Raw genomic sequence first — 19,641 nt, 5'->3', positions numbered from 1 at the left:
CGAGGAACTGCCCCTGGCCGAGGACCTGCTGCCGCCCGACGACTGGCAGCCCACCATGGAGGACTTCGCGCGCTGGCTCGGGGTCCCCGACGAGCGGATGGGCGTCTTCGTCAAGGTCGTCAACCAGTTCCTGGAGCCCGGCGAGGAGGACACGGAGACCCGCGCCACCTGTTCGCCCGCCCGAGTGCGGGCCTTTTTCATGCCCGCTTCCTGGCATCCCCGCCCTTCCCGCCGGAGGAACCCACCATGGCCACTCCCCTCTCCGCCGACCGGCTCCTCGCCGCGCTGCGCGCCGAGGGCGTCCACGTCGTCGAGCACGACGGCTGGCGCACCCACAACCGCAACCAGGCCGGCCCCTGGGGCCCCGTGAGCGGCGTGATGATCCACCACACCGTCTCCAGTGGCACCGCCTCGTCCGTCGAGCTCTGCTACGACGGCTACGACGGCCTGCCGGGCCCGCTGTGCCACGGCGTCATCGCCAAGGACGGCTCCGTCCACCTCGTGGGCAACGGCCGCGCCAACCACGCCGGCGGCGGCGACCCCTCCGTCCTGCAGGCCGTGATCACCGAGACCTACGGCGACCGGCCGCCCACCCCGCGCGAGCACCAGGGCAGCGCGGGCGCCGTCGACGGCAACACCCGCTTCTACGGCTTCGAGTGCGTCAACCTCGGCAACGGCAGCGACCCCTGGCCGGCGGCCCAGCTCGACGCCATCGAGCGGGTGTCCGCGGCCCTCTGCCGGGCCCACGGCTGGGGCGCCAAGTCGGTCATCGGGCACCTGGAGTGGTCCGACTGGAAGAGCGACCCGCGCGGCTTCGGCATGCCGGGCATGCGGGACCGCGTCCAGAAGCGGCTGGGCGCCGCCCCGTCCAAGACCCCCTCCGGCGCCACCTCCCCGGCCCGCCCGAGCACCCCGCGCTACCAGCCGTTCCCCGGCACCTCGTTCTTCCGGAAGAACCCGAGCTCGCCGATCGTCACCGCGATGGGCCGCCGGCTGATGGCCGAGGGCTGCTCCGCCTACACCGTCGGCCCCTCCCCCCGCTGGGGCGAGGCCGACCGGCGCAGCTACGCCAAGTGGCAGCGCAAGCTCGGCTTCCACGGCTCCGACGCCGACGGCTGGCCGGGCCCCGCCTCCTGGAACGCGTTGAAGGTCCCCTACTGCGGGTGAGTCCCGCCCTACCCGAGGAGTTCCACCGATGTCCGATGCCGCCAAGCGCACGGCCCGCACCGTCCTCCAGTCCGCCGTCGGTATCGCCGTCGTCCTGCCCGCGATCGTCGACGCCTCCGGCATCCCCGAGACCCTCCCCTGGGTCGCCGGGGCCCTGGCCGTCGCCGGCGCCCTGACCCGCGTCATGGCGCTGCCGGCGGTCCAGACCCTGCTGCCGTCCTGGCTCCGCAGCACTGCGGGAGGCGCCGATGGCCGAGTCTGAGCCGAACGACCCCGTCGCCGTGGCCGTGGAGCTGGAACGGCTCCGCGGCACGCTGGAGGCCGGCTTCGCCCGGGTCGACGGCGCGCTGGCGCTGCTCGTCCAGCGCAGCGACCAGACCGACAAGCAGCTCGCCGACATGGAGACCCGTCTCGACGCCCTGGAACGCGCCCGCTGGCCTCTGACCAGCATCGCCGCGCTCACGGCGAGCGCGGGCCTGATGATCGCGATCTGGGAGCTGGCCGGCCGCTGACCTTCCCGGGCACGCGGCCCGGGAACGCCGAAGGGCGGCCACCCCACGGGGTGACCGCCCTTCGCACGTCAGGCGACTCGCTTACTGGTTGTACGGACCGTAGTCGTAGTCCTCCAGCGGAACGGCCTGGCCGGAGCCGGTGCCGAACGGCGAGTAGTCGATGTCGTCGTAGCCGACGGCCGAGTACATCGCGGCCTTGGCCTCCTCGGTCGGCTCGACCCGGATGTTGCGGTAGCGGGACAGACCCGTACCGGCCGGGATGAGCTTACCGATGATGACGTTCTCCTTGAGGCCGATCAGGGAGTCCGACTTGGCGTTGATCGCCGCGTCGGTCAGAACCCGGGTCGTCTCCTGGAAGGACGCCGCCGACAGCCACGACTCGGTGGCGAGCGAGGCCTTGGTGATACCCATCAGCTGCGGACGGCCGGAGGCGGGGTGACCGCCCTCGGTGACCACACGACGGTTCTCGGTCTCGAACTTCGAGCGCTCGACGAGCTCGCCCGGCAGGAGCTCCGCGTCGCCGGACTCGATGATCGTCACGCGGCGCAGCATCTGCCGGATGATGATCTCGATGTGCTTGTCGTGGATCGACACGCCCTGCGAGTTGTAGACCTTCTGGACTTCGCCGACCAGGTGGACCTGGACCGCACGCTGACCGAGGATCCGCAGCACGTCGTGCGGGTTGGTGGCACCCACGGTGAGCTTCTGGCCCACCTCGACGTGGTCGCCCTCGCCCACGAGCAGACGGGCACGCTTCGAGATCGGGAACGCCGTCTCGTCGCTGCCGTCGTCCGGGGTGACGACGATCTTCTTGGTCTTCTCGGTCTCCTCGATACGGACGCGGCCGGCCGCCTCCGAGATCGGGGCGACACCCTTGGGCTGACGCGCCTCGAAGAGCTCGACGACACGCGGCAGACCCTGGGTGATGTCGTCACCGGCCACACCACCGGTGTGGAAGGTACGCATCGTCAGCTGGGTACCGGGCTCACCGATGGACTGGGCGGCGATGATGCCGACCGCCTCACCGATGTCGACCAGCTTGCCGGTGGCCAGGGAGCGGCCGTAGCAGAAGGCACAGGTGCCGACCGCCGACTCACAGGTCAGGACCGAGCGGGTCTTGACCTCCTCCACGCCCGCGCCGACGAGCGCGTCGATGAGCACGTCACCCAGGTCGACGTTGGCCGGCGCGATGACCTTGCCGTCCACGACGACGTCCTCGGCGAGCATCCGCGCGTACACGGAGGTCTCGACGTCGTCCGTCTTGCGCAGGACGCCGTCGGCACCCCGCTCGGCGATCTTCAGCTTCAGACCGCGCTCGGTGCCGCAGTCCTCCTCGCGGATGATCACGTCCTGCGAGACGTCCACCAGACGACGGGTCAGGTAACCCGAGTCGGCGGTACGCAGGGCGGTGTCGGCGAGACCCTTACGGGCACCGTGCGTGGAGATGAAGTACTCGAGGACGGTGAGGCCCTCGCGGAAGGACGCCTTGATGGGACGGGGGATCGTCTCGTTCTTGGCGTTCGACACCAGACCACGCATACCCGCGATCTGACGCATCTGCATCATGTTTCCTCGGGCACCCGAGTCGACCATCATGAAGATGGGGTTCGTCTTCGGGAAGTTCGCGTTCATCGCCTCGGCGACCTCGTTGGTCGCCTTGGTCCAGATCGCGATGAGCTCCTGAGTGCGCTCTTCCTTGGTGATCAGACCGCGCTCGTACTGCTTCTGGACCTTCTCGTCCTGCGCCTCGTAGCCCGCGACGATGGCCTTCTTGGCCTCGGGCACGACGACGTCGGAGATGGCCACGGTGACACCGGAACGGGTCGCCCAGTAGAAGCCCGACGCCTTCAGGTTGTCGAGCGTCGCCGCCACGATGACCTTGGGGTAGCGCTCGGCCAGGTCGTTGACGATCTCGGAGAGCTGCTTCTTGCCCACCGAGTAGTCGACGAACGGGTAGTCCTCGGGCAGCAGCTCGTTGAAGAGCGCGCGGCCCAGCGAGGTGCGCAGGCGGAAGGAGTCGCCCGTCTGCCACTCCGGCTCGCCCTCCTCGGCGACCGGGGGAACCCAGCCGCGCGGCGGAACGCTGCCGATGGGGAAGCGGATGTCGACCTGCGCCTGGAGCGAGAGCTCGCGGGCGTCGAAGGCCATGATCGCCTCGGCGGTGGAGCCGAAGGAACGACCGGCGCCGACGACCTCGCGCTCGTCCTCGTCCGTGGTGAGGAAGAACAGACCCAGCACCATGTCCTGGGTCGGCATGGTGACGGGACGACCGTCGGCCGGCTTCAGGATGTTGTTCGAGGACAGCATCAGGATGCGGGCCTCGGCCTGCGCCTCCGCGGAGAGCGGCAGGTGCACGGCCATCTGGTCACCGTCGAAGTCCGCGTTGAACGCGGTGCAGACGAGCGGGTGGATCTGGATGGCCTTGCCCTCGACCAGCTGGGGCTCGAAGGCCTGGATGCCGAGGCGGTGCAGCGTGGGCGCACGGTTCAGCAGGACCGGGTGCTCGGCGATGACCTCTTCGAGGACGTCGTAGACGACCGTGCGGCCGCGCTCGACCATCCGCTTGGCGCTCTTGATGTTCTGCGCGTGGTTCAGGTCGACCAGGCGCTTCATCACGAACGGCTTGAAGAGCTCCAGCGCCATGGCCTTGGGCAGACCGCACTGGTGCAGCTTCAGCTGCGGACCGACGACGATGACGGAACGCGCGGAGTAGTCCACACGCTTGCCGAGCAGGTTCTGACGGAATCGACCCTGCTTGCCCTTCAGCATGTCGCTGAGGGACTTCAGCGGACGGTTGCCGGGGCCCGTGACCGGGCGACCGCGACGGCCGTTGTCGAAGAGGGCGTCGACCGCCTCCTGGAGCATCCGCTTCTCGTTGTTCACGATGATCTCGGGGGCACCGAGGTCGAGCAGACGCTTCAGACGGTTGTTGCGGTTGATCACACGGCGGTACAGGTCGTTCAGGTCGGAGGTCGCGAAGCGGCCACCGTCCAGCTGCACCATCGGACGCAGGTCCGGCGGGATCACCGGCACGCAGTCGAGAACCATGCCCTTGGGGCTGTTCGCGGTCTGCAGGAACGCGGAGACGACCTTGAGGCGCTTGAGCGCACGGGTCTTCTTCTGGCCCTTGCCGGTACGGATGATCTCGCGGAGGCGCTCGGCCTCCTCGTCCAGGTCGAAGGACTCCAGGCGCTTCTGCAGCGCCGCGGCACCCATCGAGCCGTCGAAGTACGTGCCGAAGCGGTCACGCAGCTCGCGGTAGAGGAGCTCGTCGCCCTCCAGGTCCTGGACCTTGAGGTTCTTGAAGCGGTTCCAGACCTCGTCGAGACGGTCGATCTCGCGCTGCGCGCGGTCGCGCAGCTGCTTCATCTCACGCTCGGCACCCTCGCGCACCTTGCGGCGCACGTCGGCCTTGGCGCCCTCGGCCTCGAGCTCGGCCAGGTCGGTCTCGAGCTTCTTGGCGCGGGCCTCCAGGTCGGAGTCGCGACGGTTCTCGATCTGCTGACGCTCGACGGAGACGTGGGCCTCCAGCGACGGCAGGTCACGCGTACGGCGCTCGTCGTCGACGAACGTGATCATGTACGCCGCGAAGTAGATGACCTTCTCGAGGTCCTTCGGGGCGAGGTCGAGCAGGTAGCCCAGGCGCGACGGGACACCCTTGAAGTACCAGATGTGGGTGACGGGAGCGGCCAGTTCGATGTGGCCCATCCGCTCACGGCGCACCTTGGCGCGGGTGACCTCGACGCCACACCGCTCACAGATGATGCCCTTGAAGCGGACACGCTTGTACTTGCCGCAGTAGCACTCCCAGTCCCGGGTCGGACCGAAGATCTTCTCGCAGAAGAGTCCGTCCTTCTCGGGCTTCAGGGTGCGGTAGTTGATGGTCTCCGGCTTCTTGACCTCGCCGTGGGACCACTGACGGATGTCGTCCGCGGTGGCAAGGCCAATCCGCAGCTCGTCGAAGAAGTTGACGTCGAGCACTATGCGTCAATCCCTCTCAGGGTTGAGTCTCAATTTGGTCTGATGGGGGTCCCGGGGTCGGTGCAAATTGAGACTCAACCCTGAGAGGGATTGACGCATAGTGCTCGACGTCAACTTCTTCGACGCTGCTCGGCTCGCGCCGGGACAGGTCGATACCGAGCTCCTCCGCCGCGCGGAAGACGTCCTCGTCGGTGTCGCGCATCTCGATGGACATGCCGTCCGAGGACAGCACCTCCACGTTGAGGCACAGGGACTGCATCTCCTTGATGAGCACCTTGAAGGACTCGGGGATGCCGGGCTCAGGGATGTTCTCGCCCTTGACGATGGCCTCGTAGACCTTCACGCGGCCGGTCACGTCGTCGGACTTGATCGTCAGCAGCTCCTGGAGGGCGTAAGCGGCGCCGTACGCCTCCAGCGCCCACACCTCCATCTCACCGAAGCGCTGGCCACCGAACTGGGCCTTACCACCCAGCGGCTGCTGGGTGATCATCGAGTACGGGCCGGTCGACCGGGCGTGCAGCTTGTCGTCGACCAGGTGGTGCAGCTTGAGGATGTACATGTACCCGACCGAGATCGGGTCCGGGAACGGCTCGCCGGAGCGGCCGTCGAACAGACGCGCCTTGCCGGACGGCAGGACCAGACGGTCGCCGTCGCGGTTCGGGATGGTGTGCTCGAAGAGACCGGAGATCTCGTCCTCGCGGGCACCGTCGAACACCGGGGTGGCGACGTTCGTGCCGGGCTTGACCTCGTCGGCGCCGATCACCTGGAGGCGCTGCGCCCACTCGTCCGCGAGGCCGGAGACGTCCCAGCCGCGGCTGGCGAGCCAGCCGAGGTGGATCTCCAGGACCTGTCCCGGGTTCATTCGGGACGGGACACCCAGCGGGTTCAGGATGATGTCGACCGGGGTGCCGTCCTCCAGGAACGGCATGTCCTCGATCGGCAGGATCTTGGAGATGACGCCCTTGTTGCCGTGACGGCCGGCGAGCTTGTCACCGTCGGTGATCTTGCGCTTCTGGGCGACGTAGACGCGGACCAGCTGGTTCACGCCCGGGGGAAGCTCGTCGCCCTCCTCGCGGTCGAAGACGCGGACGCCGATGACCTTGCCGGTCTCGCCGTGCGGCACCTTCAGCGAGGTGTCACGGACCTCACGGGCCTTCTCACCGAAGATCGCGCGGAGCAGACGCTCCTCCGGGGTCAGCTCGGTCTCACCCTTGGGCGTGACCTTGCCGACGAGGATGTCGCCGGCGACGACCTCGGCACCGATCCGGATGATGCCGCGCTCGTCGAGGTCCGCGAGGACCTCCTCGGAGACGTTCGGGATGTCCCGGGTGATCTCCTCGGGGCCCAGCTTGGTGTCACGGGCGTCGACCTCGTGCTCCTCGATGTGGATCGAGGAGAGGACGTCGTCCTGCACGAGGCGCTGCGACAGGATGATCGCGTCCTCGTAGTTGTGGCCCTCCCACGGCATGAACGCCACGAGCAGGTTCTTGCCGAGCGCCATCTCACCGTTCTCGGTGGCCGGGCCGTCGGCGAGGACCTGGCCCTCGATGACCCGGTCGCCCTCGGAGACGACGACCTTCTGGTTGACCGAGGTGCCCTGGTTCGAGCGGGAGAACTTGGCGATGCGGTACGTGGTGTACGTGCCGTCGTCGTTCGTGACGGTGATGTAGTCGGCCGAGACCTCCTGGATCACACCGTCCTTCTCCGCCTTGATGACGTCGCCGGCGTCGGTGGCACAGCGGTACTCCATGCCGGTGCCGACGAGCGGGGCCTCGGACTTAATCAGCGGCACCGCCTGACGCATCATGTTCGCGCCCATGAGGGCACGGTTGGCGTCGTCGTGCTCGAGGAAGGGGATCATCGCCGTCGCGACCGACACCATCTGGCGCGGCGAGACGTCCATGTAGTCGACCTCGGTCGGCGGGACGTAGTCGACCTCGCCACCACGGCGGCGGACCAGGACGCGAGCCTCGGTGAACTGCAGCTCGTCGTTCAGGGTCGCGTTCGCCTGGGCGATGACGAAGCGGTCCTCCTCGTCGGCGGTGATGTAGTCGACCTCGTCGGTGACCTGACCGTCGACGACCTTGCGGTACGGCGTCTCGATGAAGCCGAACGCGTTGACGCGGCCGTACGAGGCGAGCGAACCGATCAGACCGATGTTCGGGCCTTCGGGGGTCTCGATCGGGCACATGCGTCCGTAGTGGGACGGGTGCACGTCTCGGACCTCGAAGCCGGCCCGCTCACGGGAGAGACCACCCGGGCCGAGCGCCGAGAGACGGCGCTTGTGGGTGAGACCCGACAGCGGGTTGTTCTGGTCCATGAACTGCGACAGCTGGCTGGTGCCGAAGAACTCCTTGATGGAGGCGACGACCGGCCGGATGTTGATCAGGGTCTGCGGCGTGATCGCCTCGACGTCCTGGGTGGTCATGCGCTCGCGCACGACGCGCTCCATACGAGCCAGACCCGTGCGGACCTGGTTCTGGATGAGCTCGCCGACGTTGCGCAGACGACGGTTGCCGAAGTGGTCGATGTCGTCGGTCTCGACGACGATCTCCCGGCCCGACTCGCCGATCGTCTCGGTCTCGCCCGCGTGGAGCTTCACCAGGTACTTGATCGTCGCGATGACGTCGTCCGTGGTGAGCACGCCGGCGTCCAGCGGCTCGTCCGCGCCGAGCTTCTTGTTCACCTTGTAGCGGCCGACCTTCGCGAGGTCGTAGCGCTTCGGGTTGAAGTAGAGGTTCTCGAGCAGCGTCTGAGCGGCCTCGCGCGTCGGCGGCTCGCCCGGGCGGAGCTTGCGGTAGATGTCGAGCAGCGCGTCGTCCTGGCCCTGGGTGTGGTCCTTCTCCAGGGTGGCGCGCATGGACTCGTACTCGCCGAACTCCTGCAGGATCTGCTCGGTGGTCCAGCCGAGCGCCTTGAGCAGGACGGTGACGGACTGCTTGCGCTTGCGGTCGATGCGGACACCGACCATGTCGCGCTTGTCGATCTCCATCTCCAGCCAGGCACCCCGGGACGGGATGATCTTGGCCGAGAAGATGTCCTTGTCGGACGTCTTGTCGATGGAGGAGTCGAAGTAGACACCCGGCGAGCGGACGAGCTGCGACACGACGACACGCTCGGTGCCGTTGATGACGAAGGTGCCCTTGTTGGTCATGAGCGGGAAGTCGCCCATGAAGACCGTCTGGGACTTGATCTCGCCGGTCTCGTTGTTGGTGAACTCGGCGGTGACGAAGAGCGGGGCACCGTACGTGAAGTCACGGTCCTTGCACTCGTCGATCGAGTTCTTCGGCGGCTCGAAACGGTGGTCGCGGAAGGTCAGCGACATCGACCCGGAGAAGTCCTCGATCGGGGAGATCTCCTCGAAGATCTCCTCCAGACCCGACTTCCTGGGGACGTCCTGTCCCGACTCAAGGGCTGCCTCGACGCGAGCCTTCCAGGCGGCGTTCCCGAGAAGCCAGTCAAAGCTCTCGGTCTGCAGCGCGAGGAGGTTCGGAACCTCGAGGGGCTCCTTGATCTTTGCAAAGGAGATGCGCAGCGGGGCGGTGCTGGCGCCGTTGTTCGTATTGGTCGAGGCGTTGCGCGAGGCGGCCAAGAGGGGGTCCTTCCGAGGGCTCGGACTCACTACGCGCGTACCGGTCCCTTGCGGGGCACTGGGACGGACACTCCTGAAACGGACTGAAGAGCCAGGTCAGGTCGGGTCTGTCGACGGTGCTTCGCGAGAGTATGCCCCAGGTGACGGGCAGGGGGCAGCTAACAGGCAGCGCAAAGGGACAGTGTAGCCACTTGGCCCACTGATGTCCAGGGCGAATAATTCGCGACCCTCGTTGTTCTCAACTCCGCGGTACCTCGCGCCGTGTGGCGCACCTCGATACTGCCCGTTCCGCCGTCGATCCATGCCTCGGATACGGATCGTTGTGACGACGCGTCCTGAGAATTGCGCGCTGCGTGCGGTTCGTCAAGGCCCCCCGTTCGGCGGGGCGCACGGCGAAGATCACCATACTCCGCTCCCGCGGGGTCCCACGACCCCCGCCACGCCCTGTTCCGGGTACGCCGAAGGGCGACCACCCGGATGGGTGATCGCCCTTCACGAGGCGCCAGAAGGGCGCCTGAGCGAGTCAGGAGACTCGCGAGGTGTTACTTGACCTCGACGGACGCGCCGGCGGCCTTGAGGGACTCGGCAGCCTTCTCCGCGGCCTCCTTGGCGACCTTCTCGAGGACCGGCTTCGGGGTGCCGTCGACGAGGTCCTTGGCCTCCTTCAGGCCGAGGGAGGTCAGCTCACGCACGACCTTGATGACCTGGATCTTCTTCTCGCCGGCACCCGTGAGGATGACGTCGAACTCGTCCTGCTCCTCGACGGCCTCGGCAGCGGCGCCCGGGCCGGCCGGACCGGCGACGGCGACGGCCGCGGCGGCGGTGACGTCGAACTTCTCCTCGAAGGCCTTCACGAACTCGGAGAGCTCGATGAGGGTCATCTCCTCGAACTGGGCGAGGAGGTCGTCCTGAGAGAGCTTCGCCATGATGGGCGATCCTTCCACTAATTCGGCTGGTGCCGATGTACATGTAGGCGGGCGTACTGTCGGCCCGCTGCGACCGTCCCCCCTGGTGGGGTGGCGGTCATTGCGCGAGCCGAGTTACTCGGCACCGCCCTGCTCGGCGAGCTTGACGCGAAGCGCCTCCGCGGTGCGGACGAACTTCGACGGCAGCGCCTGGAGGAGCGAGGCAGTCTGGGACTGCTTGCCCTTGAACGCGCCGGCCAGCTTGCTGAGCAGAACCTCGCGGGACTCGAGGTCCGCAAGCTTCTTGATCTCGTCGGCGGACAGCGCCTTGCCGTCAAGGACACCGCCCTTGATGACGAGGTTCGGGTTGTCCTTGGCGAAGTCACGAAGACCCTTGGCCGACTCCACCGGGTCACCGGTGATGAAGGCAGCGCCCGTCGGACCGGTGAACTGGTCGTCGAGCGAGGTGATCCCGGCCTCGTTGGCCGCAATCTTGGTCAGCGTGTTCTTCACCACGGCGTACTGGGCGTTCTCACCGAGCGAACGACGCAGCGTCTTGAGCTGCGCCACGGTGAGACCCCGGTACTCGGTCAGCACGACGGCGTTCGAGCTCTGGAACTTGTCCTTGAGCTCGGCTACCGCGGCAGCCTTGTCGGGCCTTGCCATGAGCGTCGGCCTCCTTCCGGGTGATGAGGACCGCTCAGAAGGGGCTGATACAAAACAAAACGCCCCGGCGCAGGCGCACGGGGCATAGCTCGACCGGATTCGAGAATCCGGGAACTCTTCCACGATCACCTACGCGGGCCGTCCGCATCTCAGCGAACCTTCGGCCACTGCGCCCTCTTGCGAGCACACAGCAACGACCAGCGGTCTTTGGCTTCTCTGGAAGAGTACGTGAAGGTGTCGGCAACGAGCAAATCCGCCCGTACGGCCCAGCTCCGGCCGGGGTCCGAGGAGTCGCCCCCGAGGTCCTTCGGCAGCCGGCACGGAGCCCTCACGGTGACGTCCACGGCGCCGGGGGTCCGTCCCTGGACGCCCGTCAGCTCGATGGCCGCCGTCGTGCGGTCGCACGGCGTCCGGGGCGGGTGACGGCGCCGCACACGGAACCGGCCCCCCGCGCCTCCGAGGAGGGGCGGGGGGCCGGTTCTGGTTGCACTGCACGAGCCCGGAGGCTCAGCCCGGTCAGACAGCTGCCGGGTCCTCCTCGACGAGGAGGTTGCGGGTGCGGTTGGAGTCCAGCGGGATGCCGGGGCCCATCGTCGTCGTCAGGGTCGCCTTCTTGATGTAGCGGCCCTTGGCGGCGGACGGCTTCAGACGGAGGATCTCCTCCAGAGCCGCGGCGTAGTTCTCGACCAGCTTCGTCTCGTCGAAGGAGACCTTGCCGATGATGAAGTGCAGGTTCGAGTGCTTGTCGACGCGGAACTCGATCTTGCCGCCCTTGATGTCGTTGACAGCCTTCACGACGTCGGGGGTGACGGTTCCGGTCTTCGGGTTCGGCATGAGACCACGCGGGCCGAGGACGCGGCCGAGGCGGCCGACCTTGCCCATGAGGTCCGGGGTGGCCACCACGGCGTCGAACTCGTTCAGGCGGTTGCCCTTGGAGATCTCGTCGATGAGCTCGTCGGAGCCGACGATGTCGGCGCCCGCGGCGATCGCGGCCTCGGCACGGTCACCGGTCGCGAAGACCAGGACCCGGGCGGTCTTACCGGTGCCGTGCGGGAGGTTCACGGTGCCACGGACCATCTGGTCGGCCTTGCGCGGGTCGACGCCCAGGCGGAAGGCGACCTCGACGGTGCCGTCGAACTTGGTGGCGGCGGTGTCCTTGGCGAGACGGACGGCCTCGAGGGGGGCGTAGTTCCGCTCCCGGTCGATCTTGGCGTCCGCGCTGCGGAGAGCCTTGCTGCGCTTCACTTCTGCTCCTGTTGGTTCAGGTATGGAGTCGTGGTGCGGGCCGCGCCGGCCCTACCACTGAGGTCACGAAGGGGCTGATCAGCCTTCGACCGTGATGCCCATGGAACGGGCGGTGCCGGCGATGATCTTCGACGCGGCGTCGAGGTCGTTGGCGTTCAGGTCGGGGAGCTTGACCGTGGCGATCTCGCGGACCTGGGCGGCCGTGAGCTTGGCGACCTTGGTCTTGTGCGGCTCGCCGGAGCCCTTGTCCACACCCGCGGCCTTGAGGATCAGCTTGGCGGCCGGCGGAGTCTTGGTGATGAAGGTGAAGGAGCGGTCCTCGTAGACCGTGATCTCCACCGGCACGACCATGCCACGCTGCGACTCGGTCGCGGCGTTGTAGGCCTTGCAGAACTCCATGATGTTGACGCCGTGCTGGCCCAGCGCGGGACCGACCGGCGGGGCCGGGTTGGCCGCACCAGCGTTGATCTGGAGCTTGATAAGCCCCGTGACCTTCTTCTTCTTGGGAGGCATTGCTCTCTCCGGGTCCTAGTGAGAGTGTTCAGCCCGCCATCCGGTCATCCGGATGCAGGCATACCGCACAACGATAACGGGTATACACGCGCGGCTAAAAACCGAGCAGGTCAGAGCGGCTACGAGAGCCACTCTGACCTGGTCGGAAACCTGTGGGACTAGTTCTTCTGGATCTGGTCGAAGCTGAGCTCGACCGGGGTCTCGCGACCGAAGATCTCGACGAGGCCCTTGACCTTCTTCGAGTCGGCGTTGATCTCGTTGATCGTGGCCTGAAGGGTGGCGAAGGGGCCGTCGGTGACGGTGACCGAGTCGCCGACCTCGAAGTCCAGGACCTCGACGGTGACCTTGCGGGCCGGCGCCGGCTTGCCCTCGGCCTCGGCGGCCTCGCGGGCGGCCTTCTCCTCGGCCTCGGGGGCGAGCATCTTGACGATCTCGTCGAGGGTCAGCGGGTACGGGTCGTAGGCGTTGCCCACGAAGCCGGTGACGCCGGGGGTGTTGCGGACGACGCCCCAGGACTCGTTCGTCAGATCCATGCGGACGAGAACGTAACCGGGCAGCTTGTTCTGCCGGACGTTCTTGCGCTCGCCGTTCTTGATCTGGACGATCTCTTCCTCGGGCACCTCGGCCTGGTAGATGAACTCCTCGACGTTCAGCGAGACGGCACGCTGCTCGAGATTGGCCTTCACGCGCTTCTCGTAGCCCGCGTAGGTGTGGATCACGTACCACTCGCCGGGCAGGAGACGCAGCTCGTCGCGGAGGGCCTGGATCGGGTCGACGGGAGCGGCGGGCTCCGCGGCCTCGTCCTCTTCCTCGTCACCCTCGGCGGACGCGTTCTCGGACTCGTCGTCCTCGTCCTCGGCCTCGGCGTCCTCGTCGGACTCCTCGGCGTCGGCGTCCTCGGTCTCGTCGGTGTCCTCGACGTGCAGGGCGGCAGCCTCGGCCGCCTCGCCCGCAGCGGCGTCAGCAGCCTCGGCCTGGTCCTCGTCGGCCGCCTCGACGATGTCGAGCTCGTCCTCAACGGACTCGACAGAATCGACGGCGTCGTTCAGGTTCGGGTCAGACACGGTGGCTGCTTCTTCCTGGATACAGATGGGTGGAACAAGAAATCAGCCGAAGACGTACTTGACTGCTTCCTGGAAGCCATAGTCAATCACGGTCACAAGGCCGATCATGATGACAACGAAGACAATCACTACCGTGGTGTACGTCGTCAGCTGGCTGCGAGTGGGCCAGACGACCTTGCGGAGTTCCGCGATGATCTGGCGGTAGAAGAGCGCGAGGCGGCCCAGGGGGCCCTTCTTCCCGCGCTTGCCGCCCTTGCGCGGCCTCTTCTTCGAGTCCGGCGCCTCGTCCTCGGCATCAGGCATGTCGATGGAGCCCACGGCGTCCGTCACGCTTCTCACCTGATCCCGGGTCATGGCAGTGCCGTGCCCGAATGAGCCGCACGGCGGTGCATTGAAGTACGTACATGCGCACACATCCTGGCGGTGTGTGTAGCAGGGCCGGAGGGACTTGAACCCCCAACCGCCGGTTTTGGAGACCGGTGCTCTACCAATTGAGCTACGACCCTTTGTGGCTCCCCCAACCTACCGCATCGTGAGATGTGGTCGGTGCGGGCCAACGAGCAGTGAGTGTACGTGGTGATGGGGCCCCACGTCGAACAGAAGGCGCCCCGACCTGCCACCGGACGCGCGTACGACCGGGAATGACCGTTCCTGTCCGCTCCTCGAAACCTGTGTACCGGGTCCCGAGGCCGTCTGGGAGCATGGCCGCATGAGCGCTGCTACCCCTCCGACCGAGCGCCGGGTCTCCGCCCGCATCGGTGCGATCTCCGAGTCCGCCACCCTCGCCGTCGACGCCAAGGCCAAGGCCCTCAAGGCCGCCGGGCGTCCGGTGATCGGCTTCGGCGCGGGTGAGCCCGACTTCCCGACGCCGGACTACATCGTCGAAGCCGCCGTGGAGGCGTGCAAGAACCCGAAGTACCACCGCTACACGCCGGCCGGCGGCCTGCCCGAGCTGAAGGCCGCGATCGCCGCCAAGACGCTGCGCGACTCCGGCTACGAGGTCGACCCCTCCCAGATCCTGGTGACCAACGGCGGCAAGCAGGCGATCTACGAGGCGTTCGCCGCGATCCTCGACCCGGGCGACGAGGTCATCGTCCCGGCCCCGTACTGGACCACTTACCCCGAGTCGATCCGGCTCGCGGGCGGTGTCCCGGTCGAGGTCGTCGCCGACGAGACCACCGGCTACCGCGTCTCGGTGGAGCAGCTGGAGGCCGCGCGCACGGAGAAGACCAAGGTCGTCCTCTTCGTCTCCCCGTCCAACCCGACCGGCGCCGTCTACAGCGAGGCCGAGACCGAGGCGATCGGCCGCTGGGCCGTCGAGCACGGCCTGTGGGTGCTGACGGACGAGATCTACGAGCACCTGGTCTACGGCGGGGCGAGCGCCGTCTCCCTGCCGTCGGTCATGCCGGCGCTGCGCGACAAGTGCATCGTCGTCAACGGCGTCGCCAAGACGTACGCGATGACCGGCTGGCGCGTGGGGTGGATCATCGGTCCGAAGGACGTCGTGAAGGCCGCGACCAACCTGCAGTCGCACGCCACCTCCAACGTCAGCAACGTGGCGCAGGTGGCCGCGCTCGCCGCCGTCTCGGGCGACCTGGAGGCCGTCGCGGAGATGGGCCGCGCCTTCGACCGGCGCCGCCAGACGATCGTGCGGATGCTCAACGAGATCGAGGGCGTCCTCTGCCCGACCCCGGAGGGCGCGTTCTACGTGTACCCCTCGGTGAAGGCCCTGCTCGGCAAGGAGATCCGCGGCAAGCGCCCGCAGACCTCGGTCGAGCTGGCCGCCCTGATCCTGGACGAGGCCGAGGTCGCGGTCGTCCCGGGCGAGGCCTTCGGGACGCCCGGCTACCTGCGCCTCTCCTACGCGCTGGGTGACGAGGACCTGGTCGAGGGCGTGTCCCGGATGCAGAAGCTCCTCGCCGAGGCACGCGACTGACGCGCTTCCCGCCACGTGCGAACGGGCCCCCGGTTCCCTGGAACCGGGGGCCCGTTTTCACGTTCGAGCAAGGTCCCGATCGGGGAAAGGGGCTGTATTCGTCCATTCGAGTGCGGCAAGATCCTTCAATGGAGCACGTTTCCGAGCACCCTTCCCGTGACATCAACCTGCTGCCCAAGGCCCATCTGCATCTGCACTTCACCGGCTCGATGCGACCCACGACGCTCATCGAGCTCGCCGACAAGTACGGCGTGCACCTGCCCGAGGCGCTGAGCAGCGGCACCCCGCCCAAGCTGCGGGCGACCGACGAGCGCGGCTGGTTCCGCTTCCAGCGGCTCTACGATCTCGCCCGGTCCTGCCTGCGGGAGCCCGAGGACATCCGGCGCCTGGTCCGCGAGGCGGCCCAGGAGGACGTGCGGGACGGCTCGGGGTGGCTGGAGATCCAGGTCGACCCGACCTCGTACGCACCCCTGCTCGGCGGGCTGATCCCGGCCATGGAGATCATCCTGGACGCCGTCGACGAGGCGGCGCGCGAGACCGGCCTCGGCATGCGGGTGCTGGTCGCGGCGAACCGGATGAAGCACCCCCTGGAGGCCAGGACCCTGGCGCGGCTCGCGGTGCGGTACGCGGACCGGGGCGTGGTCGGCTTCGGGCTGTCCAACGACGAGCGCCGGGGCATGGCCCGCGATTTCGACCGCGCCTTCGCGATCGCGCGGGAGGGCGGGCTGCTGGCCGCGCCGCACGGCGGTGAGCTGACCGGTCCGGCGTCGGTCCGGGACTGCCTGGACGATCTGCGGGCGTCGAGGGTGGGGCACGGGGTGCGGGCGGCGGAGGACCCCCGGGTGCTGCGCAAGCTGGCCGAGCGGGGCGTGACCTGCGAGGTCTGCCCGGCGTCGAACGTGGCCCTCGGCGTGTACGAGAAGCCCGAGGACGTCCCCCTGCGGACGCTCTTCGAGGCCGGGGTGCCGATGGCCCTGGGCGCGGACGACCCGCTGCTCTTCGGCTCGCGGCTGGCGGCCCAGTACGAGATCGCCCGCCGGCACCACGCCTTCACGGACGCCGAACTGGCCGAGCTGGCCCGCCAGTCGGTGCGCGGTTCGGCGGCTCCGGAGGACGTCCGGAACAAGCTGCTGGCCGGCATCGACGACTGGCTGGCGGTCCCGGCGGCCTGACCGCGGGGGCGCGATCGGGCCCTACGCGGCGGCGATCCCGGCCGTGAGCGTGCGGGCGAGGCCCGCGGCGAACGCGTCCAGCGAGGTCGGGGGCCTGCGGTCCTCGGTCATCTCGTAGGCGAAGGCCCGCTGCACGCAGGCCCCGAGCAGCAGGGACGCGGCGGCGTGGGGGTCGGCGTCCGGGGCGACCCGTCCGAGCCGCTGCTCGGCGCGGAGGTAGTCCGCGAGTCCCTCGATCGGCTTGTGGGGGCCGACGCCCAGTTCGCGCATGGCCTCTTCGTGGCGGCGCCTGAGCTGGGGCTCGGCGTAGAGGGAGGCGGCCATCGGGAAGGTCTGCTCGTAGAAGAGCGCGGCCTGGCGGGCCACCTCCGTGAGGTTCTCCTCGACGGAGCGTCCGCCGGGGTCGGCGGCGAGCGTGCCGAGGAGGCTGCCGAGTCCGGGCAGCCGCTCGTTCAGCACGGTCACGAACAGCTCCTCCTTGCTCGTGAAGTACTTGTAGAGCGCGGCCTCCGAGCAGCCGGCGGCCTTGGCGATCTCCTTGGTGGTGGTGCGGGCCAGGCCGGCCGTCCGCATGAGCAGGCGGGCCGCGTCGATGATCCGTACCCGGGTCGGCTTCTGGTCCATGCGTCCTCCGGAGCACGCTTGACGAGGGGGTGAGCGCACACTCACTCTAAGGGTGAGTGAATACTTACCCACCCCAGGAGGGTGCGACATGAGGCTCACCGTCTTCGGCGCGACCGGCGGCATCGGCCGCGAGATCGTCCGGCAGGCACTGGCCGCCGGGCACGAGGTGACGGCGGTCGTCCGCAACCCGGCGCGGCTCACGTTCGACGGCCCCGGCCCGGAGGTGTTCCGGTCCGATCTGGCGGACCCCGAGGCGCTGCGGGCCGCGGTCGCCGGCCGGGACGCGGTGCTCTCCGGGCTCGGCGCCCGCAGCCGCGCGGACGCCGGGGTCGCCGCCCGGCTGACCCGCTCGGTACGGGCGGCCATGCACGCGGAGGGGGTCCGGCGTCTGCTGGTGGTCAGCGCCGCGCCGCTCGGCCCGGTCCCCGCGGACCAGGGCGTCCTCGACCGGGCCTTGCTCGCGCTCGTCAACGCCGCCCTCAAGGACGTGTACGCCGATCTGCGGGTGATGGAGGACGAGCTGGCGGCCGGCGACACGGACTGGACGGCCGTACGCCCGCCACGGCTGACGGACGGGCCGCTCTCCGGCAGGTACCGCTCGGTCGTCGGCGGCACCCCCGGCCGGGGCCGCTCCCTCGCGCGGGCGGACGTGGCCCACGCGATGCTGGCGATGATCGGCGACCCGGCGACGGTGCGGCAGGGCGTGGGGGTCGCCTATTGAGCCCGGGGCGGGCGCGGGCCCACGAGCGGCGTCATCGGGCGCAGTCGGTGCCGGGTCCCGCCGCCGGCCGGTACGTGGTCGTCCTCGGCGCCTGCCCCGGCAGGCTCGGCCACTCCAGGACCGCGGTCGACGGCGAGGTCAGGGTCATGTGGGCGGCCAGGGGCAGGTCGTCCACCCAGTCGATCGCCGTGTGCGACGCCTCGTCGCCCTCGGCCCGCCAGAGCCGGCCGCCGAAGACCGCGTAGCGCAGGGCGCACTCCTTGGGCATGTCGTAGACGTACCGCCGCCCCGGGCTCGGGCGGTCCGGGCCGAGCGTCGCGGCGGGCGCGTCCCCGTGGCGCCGCCGGGGCTCCCGGTCCAGACACGCGGGCGGCCCCCCGGTCAGCGGGCGGAAGGTGAGGGGCGGCCGGTCGTCCGTCTCGAAGACGGCCGTGTCCCGCTCGGCCCGGTCGAAGCGGCCGTCGGTCCAGCTCATGTAGCCGCGCACCCGGTCCGTCGCCCCGTCCCCGGCGGACGTTCCGCCGCCGTCGGCGCGCTCCCACACTCGGCCGCCGAAGACGGCGTACCGCAGGGCGCACACGGTGGACAGGTCGTAGCGGTAGCGCACGTTCTCCCGCGGCCGGGTGGGCCCGCCGTCCAGCGGGTCGCCGGGGCCGGACGGCGGCTGGGGCGGGTACTTCCCGACGAAGGGCTGTACCGGCGGGGGCGTCGCGGTGGTGGGACCGGCAGGCGGCGTGTCCGCCTCCGGGCCGCTCCAGCGCGCCCCGAGGGTGACGCCGCCGGCGACCAGCAGGGTCGCCGTCCCCACCGCCAGCGAGCGCCGCAGCCGGCGGATCCGGCGACCGCGGGCCACGACGGTGGCGACAGGCGCCGGCCCGGCGTCGAGCGGCCCGGCGCCCGCCAGGTCGCGCAGTCCGCGCCTGAGCGGTTCCTCCTCGGGTGTCCCGGCCATCACGCGCCCCTTCCCGTTCCGGCGTAACCGGCCAGCGCGCCCGTGGCACGCAGCCGCTCCAGGGCCCGGTTCGTACGGCTCTTGACCGTGCCGGGCGAGCAGCCGAGCAGCTCGGCCGTCTGTTCCACGGACAGGTCCTCGTAGAAGCGCAGCACCACCACGGCACGCTGGGCACGGGGCAGGACGGTCAGCGCGCGGGCCAGTTCGAGGCGCGCGTCGGCGCCCCCGGCCATGTCGTGACCGTCGGGGGCGGTGTCGCTCGCGGGGCGGACGACCTCGGTGTGCCAGCGGCGGCGGCGCCAGGTCGCGTAGAGGTTGACGACGACCCTGCGGGTGTACGCCTGGGGCGAGTCCCAGGCGGCCGAGCCGCCCCAGCGCAGGTAGACCTTGACCAGCGCGGCCTGGACGAGGTCCTCGGCGGCGTGCGGGTCGCCGGTCAGCAGCCGCGCGGTGCGCAGCAGCGAGGCGTAGGCCGACTCCGCGAACTGCGCGAAGTCGGGCGGGCCGGTTCCCTCCACCGATCCCCCTCGCCGGGCGTGCGGTCCCCGCGTCCCGGGAGCCTGTCACCCACTCGACGACCTGGGGAGCGCG

The 19,641-nt window shown here is 69.2% G+C and carries 16 protein-coding genes, 1 tRNA gene and 1 pseudogene; 6 read left to right on the top strand and 12 right to left on the bottom strand.

The features are described 5' to 3' along the window. The first annotated feature begins 246 nt into the window (after window positions 1-246). Genes EAO71_RS28745 through EAO71_RS28735 form a run of 3 tightly spaced genes read left to right on the top strand, consistent with a single transcriptional unit; the run spans window position 247 to window position 1,679 of the window. Window positions 247-1,167 carry a peptidoglycan-binding protein gene (locus EAO71_RS28745; protein ID WP_147980744.1) on the top strand — a complete coding sequence of 307 codons (921 nt, stop codon included), beginning with the start codon at window positions 247-249 and terminating at the stop codon, window positions 1,165-1,167. A gap of 28 nt (window positions 1,168-1,195) precedes the next feature. After that, a complete protein-coding gene (locus EAO71_RS28740) occupies window positions 1,196-1,429 on the top strand; it encodes a hypothetical protein (RefSeq protein WP_147980743.1) in 234 nt (77 codons plus the stop codon). Continuing rightward, entirely contained in the window at window positions 1,416-1,679 is a 264-nt protein-coding gene (locus EAO71_RS28735) for a hypothetical protein (protein WP_147980742.1), read from the top strand. Before EAO71_RS28740 ends, EAO71_RS28735 begins: the two co-directional genes overlap by 14 nt. A gap of 81 nt (window positions 1,680-1,760) precedes the next feature. On the opposite strand, the gene EAO71_RS28730 is transcribed toward EAO71_RS28735, so the two are convergent. The 9 genes and pseudogenes from EAO71_RS28730 to EAO71_RS28685 form a co-directional block, all read right to left on the bottom strand. After that, the gene (locus tag EAO71_RS28730; RefSeq protein ID WP_147980741.1) at window positions 1,761-5,660 is read right to left on the bottom strand and encodes a DNA-directed RNA polymerase subunit beta'; all 3,900 of its coding nucleotides are present in this window, start codon (window positions 5,658-5,660) and stop codon (window positions 1,761-1,763) included. Between the two features lie 112 nt (window positions 5,661-5,772). Then, window positions 5,773-9,252: pseudogene (gene rpoB / locus EAO71_RS28725) on the bottom strand (DNA-directed RNA polymerase subunit beta); the annotation flags it as partial. Window positions 9,253-9,794: 542 nt separating this feature from the next. Beyond that, window positions 9,795-10,178 (bottom strand): 50S ribosomal protein L7/L12, encoded by a 384-nt coding sequence (gene rplL, locus EAO71_RS28715; RefSeq protein ID WP_116511090.1) that lies wholly within the window; start codon window positions 10,176-10,178, stop codon window positions 9,795-9,797. Between the two features lie 114 nt (window positions 10,179-10,292). Continuing rightward, window positions 10,293-10,823, bottom strand: a complete 531-nt coding sequence (gene rplJ, locus EAO71_RS28710) for a 50S ribosomal protein L10 (protein WP_147980740.1) — start codon at window positions 10,821-10,823, stop codon at window positions 10,293-10,295. 516 nt (window positions 10,824-11,339) lie between these two features. After that, complete coding sequence (rplA, locus tag EAO71_RS28705; RefSeq protein WP_147980739.1) at window positions 11,340-12,068, bottom strand: 50S ribosomal protein L1; 729 nt, start codon at window positions 12,066-12,068, stop codon at window positions 11,340-11,342. Between the two features lie 78 nt (window positions 12,069-12,146). Continuing rightward, entirely contained in the window at window positions 12,147-12,581 is a 435-nt protein-coding gene (gene rplK / locus EAO71_RS28700) for a 50S ribosomal protein L11 (RefSeq protein ID WP_030318720.1), read from the bottom strand. A gap of 158 nt (window positions 12,582-12,739) precedes the next feature. Then, window positions 12,740-13,645 (bottom strand): transcription termination/antitermination protein NusG, encoded by a 906-nt coding sequence (nusG, locus tag EAO71_RS28695; protein ID WP_147980738.1) that lies wholly within the window; start codon window positions 13,643-13,645, stop codon window positions 12,740-12,742. A gap of 42 nt (window positions 13,646-13,687) precedes the next feature. Continuing rightward, complete coding sequence (secE, locus tag EAO71_RS28690; RefSeq protein WP_187282868.1) at window positions 13,688-13,975, bottom strand: preprotein translocase subunit SecE; 288 nt, start codon at window positions 13,973-13,975, stop codon at window positions 13,688-13,690. A 103-nt stretch (window positions 13,976-14,078) separates the two neighbouring features. After that, window positions 14,079-14,151: transfer RNA gene (locus EAO71_RS28685), tRNA-Trp, on the bottom strand. Between the two features lie 203 nt (window positions 14,152-14,354). On the opposite strand from EAO71_RS28685, the gene EAO71_RS28680 reads away from it, so the two are divergent. After that, a complete protein-coding gene (locus tag EAO71_RS28680) occupies window positions 14,355-15,581 on the top strand; it encodes a pyridoxal phosphate-dependent aminotransferase (protein WP_147980736.1) in 1,227 nt (408 codons plus the stop codon). A gap of 128 nt (window positions 15,582-15,709) precedes the next feature. Beyond that, the gene (locus EAO71_RS28675) at window positions 15,710-16,753 is read left to right on the top strand and encodes an adenosine deaminase (RefSeq protein ID WP_147980735.1); all 1,044 of its coding nucleotides are present in this window, start codon (window positions 15,710-15,712) and stop codon (window positions 16,751-16,753) included. Between the two features lie 21 nt (window positions 16,754-16,774). On the opposite strand, the gene EAO71_RS28670 is transcribed toward EAO71_RS28675, so the two are convergent. Further along, window positions 16,775-17,377 (bottom strand): TetR/AcrR family transcriptional regulator, encoded by a 603-nt coding sequence (locus tag EAO71_RS28670; RefSeq protein WP_147980734.1) that lies wholly within the window; start codon window positions 17,375-17,377, stop codon window positions 16,775-16,777. 88 nt (window positions 17,378-17,465) lie between these two features. Here EAO71_RS28670 and EAO71_RS28665 point away from each other — a divergent pair, with 88 nt between their 5' ends. Next, on the top strand, window positions 17,466-18,098 hold the full coding sequence (locus EAO71_RS28665; RefSeq protein ID WP_147980733.1) for an NAD(P)-dependent oxidoreductase: 633 nt from the start codon (window positions 17,466-17,468) through the stop codon (window positions 18,096-18,098). Window positions 18,099-18,129: 31 nt separating this feature from the next. Here the strand turns inward: EAO71_RS28665 and EAO71_RS28660 are convergent, their stop codons facing one another. Continuing rightward, on the bottom strand, window positions 18,130-19,050 hold the full coding sequence (locus tag EAO71_RS28660; RefSeq protein WP_147980732.1) for a hypothetical protein: 921 nt from the start codon (window positions 19,048-19,050) through the stop codon (window positions 18,130-18,132). Further along, the gene (locus tag EAO71_RS28655; RefSeq protein WP_147980731.1) at window positions 19,050-19,568 is read right to left on the bottom strand and encodes a SigE family RNA polymerase sigma factor; all 519 of its coding nucleotides are present in this window, start codon (window positions 19,566-19,568) and stop codon (window positions 19,050-19,052) included. The genes EAO71_RS28660 and EAO71_RS28655 overlap by 1 nt, the downstream gene beginning before the upstream one ends. Window positions 19,569-19,641 lie beyond the last annotated feature (73 nt).

The organism is Streptomyces sp. MS191 (genome assembly GCF_008042125.1).
Taxonomy (GTDB): Bacteria; Actinomycetota; Actinomycetes; order Streptomycetales; family Streptomycetaceae; genus Streptomyces.
This window is presented reverse-complemented; position numbering and strand designations above follow the sequence as displayed.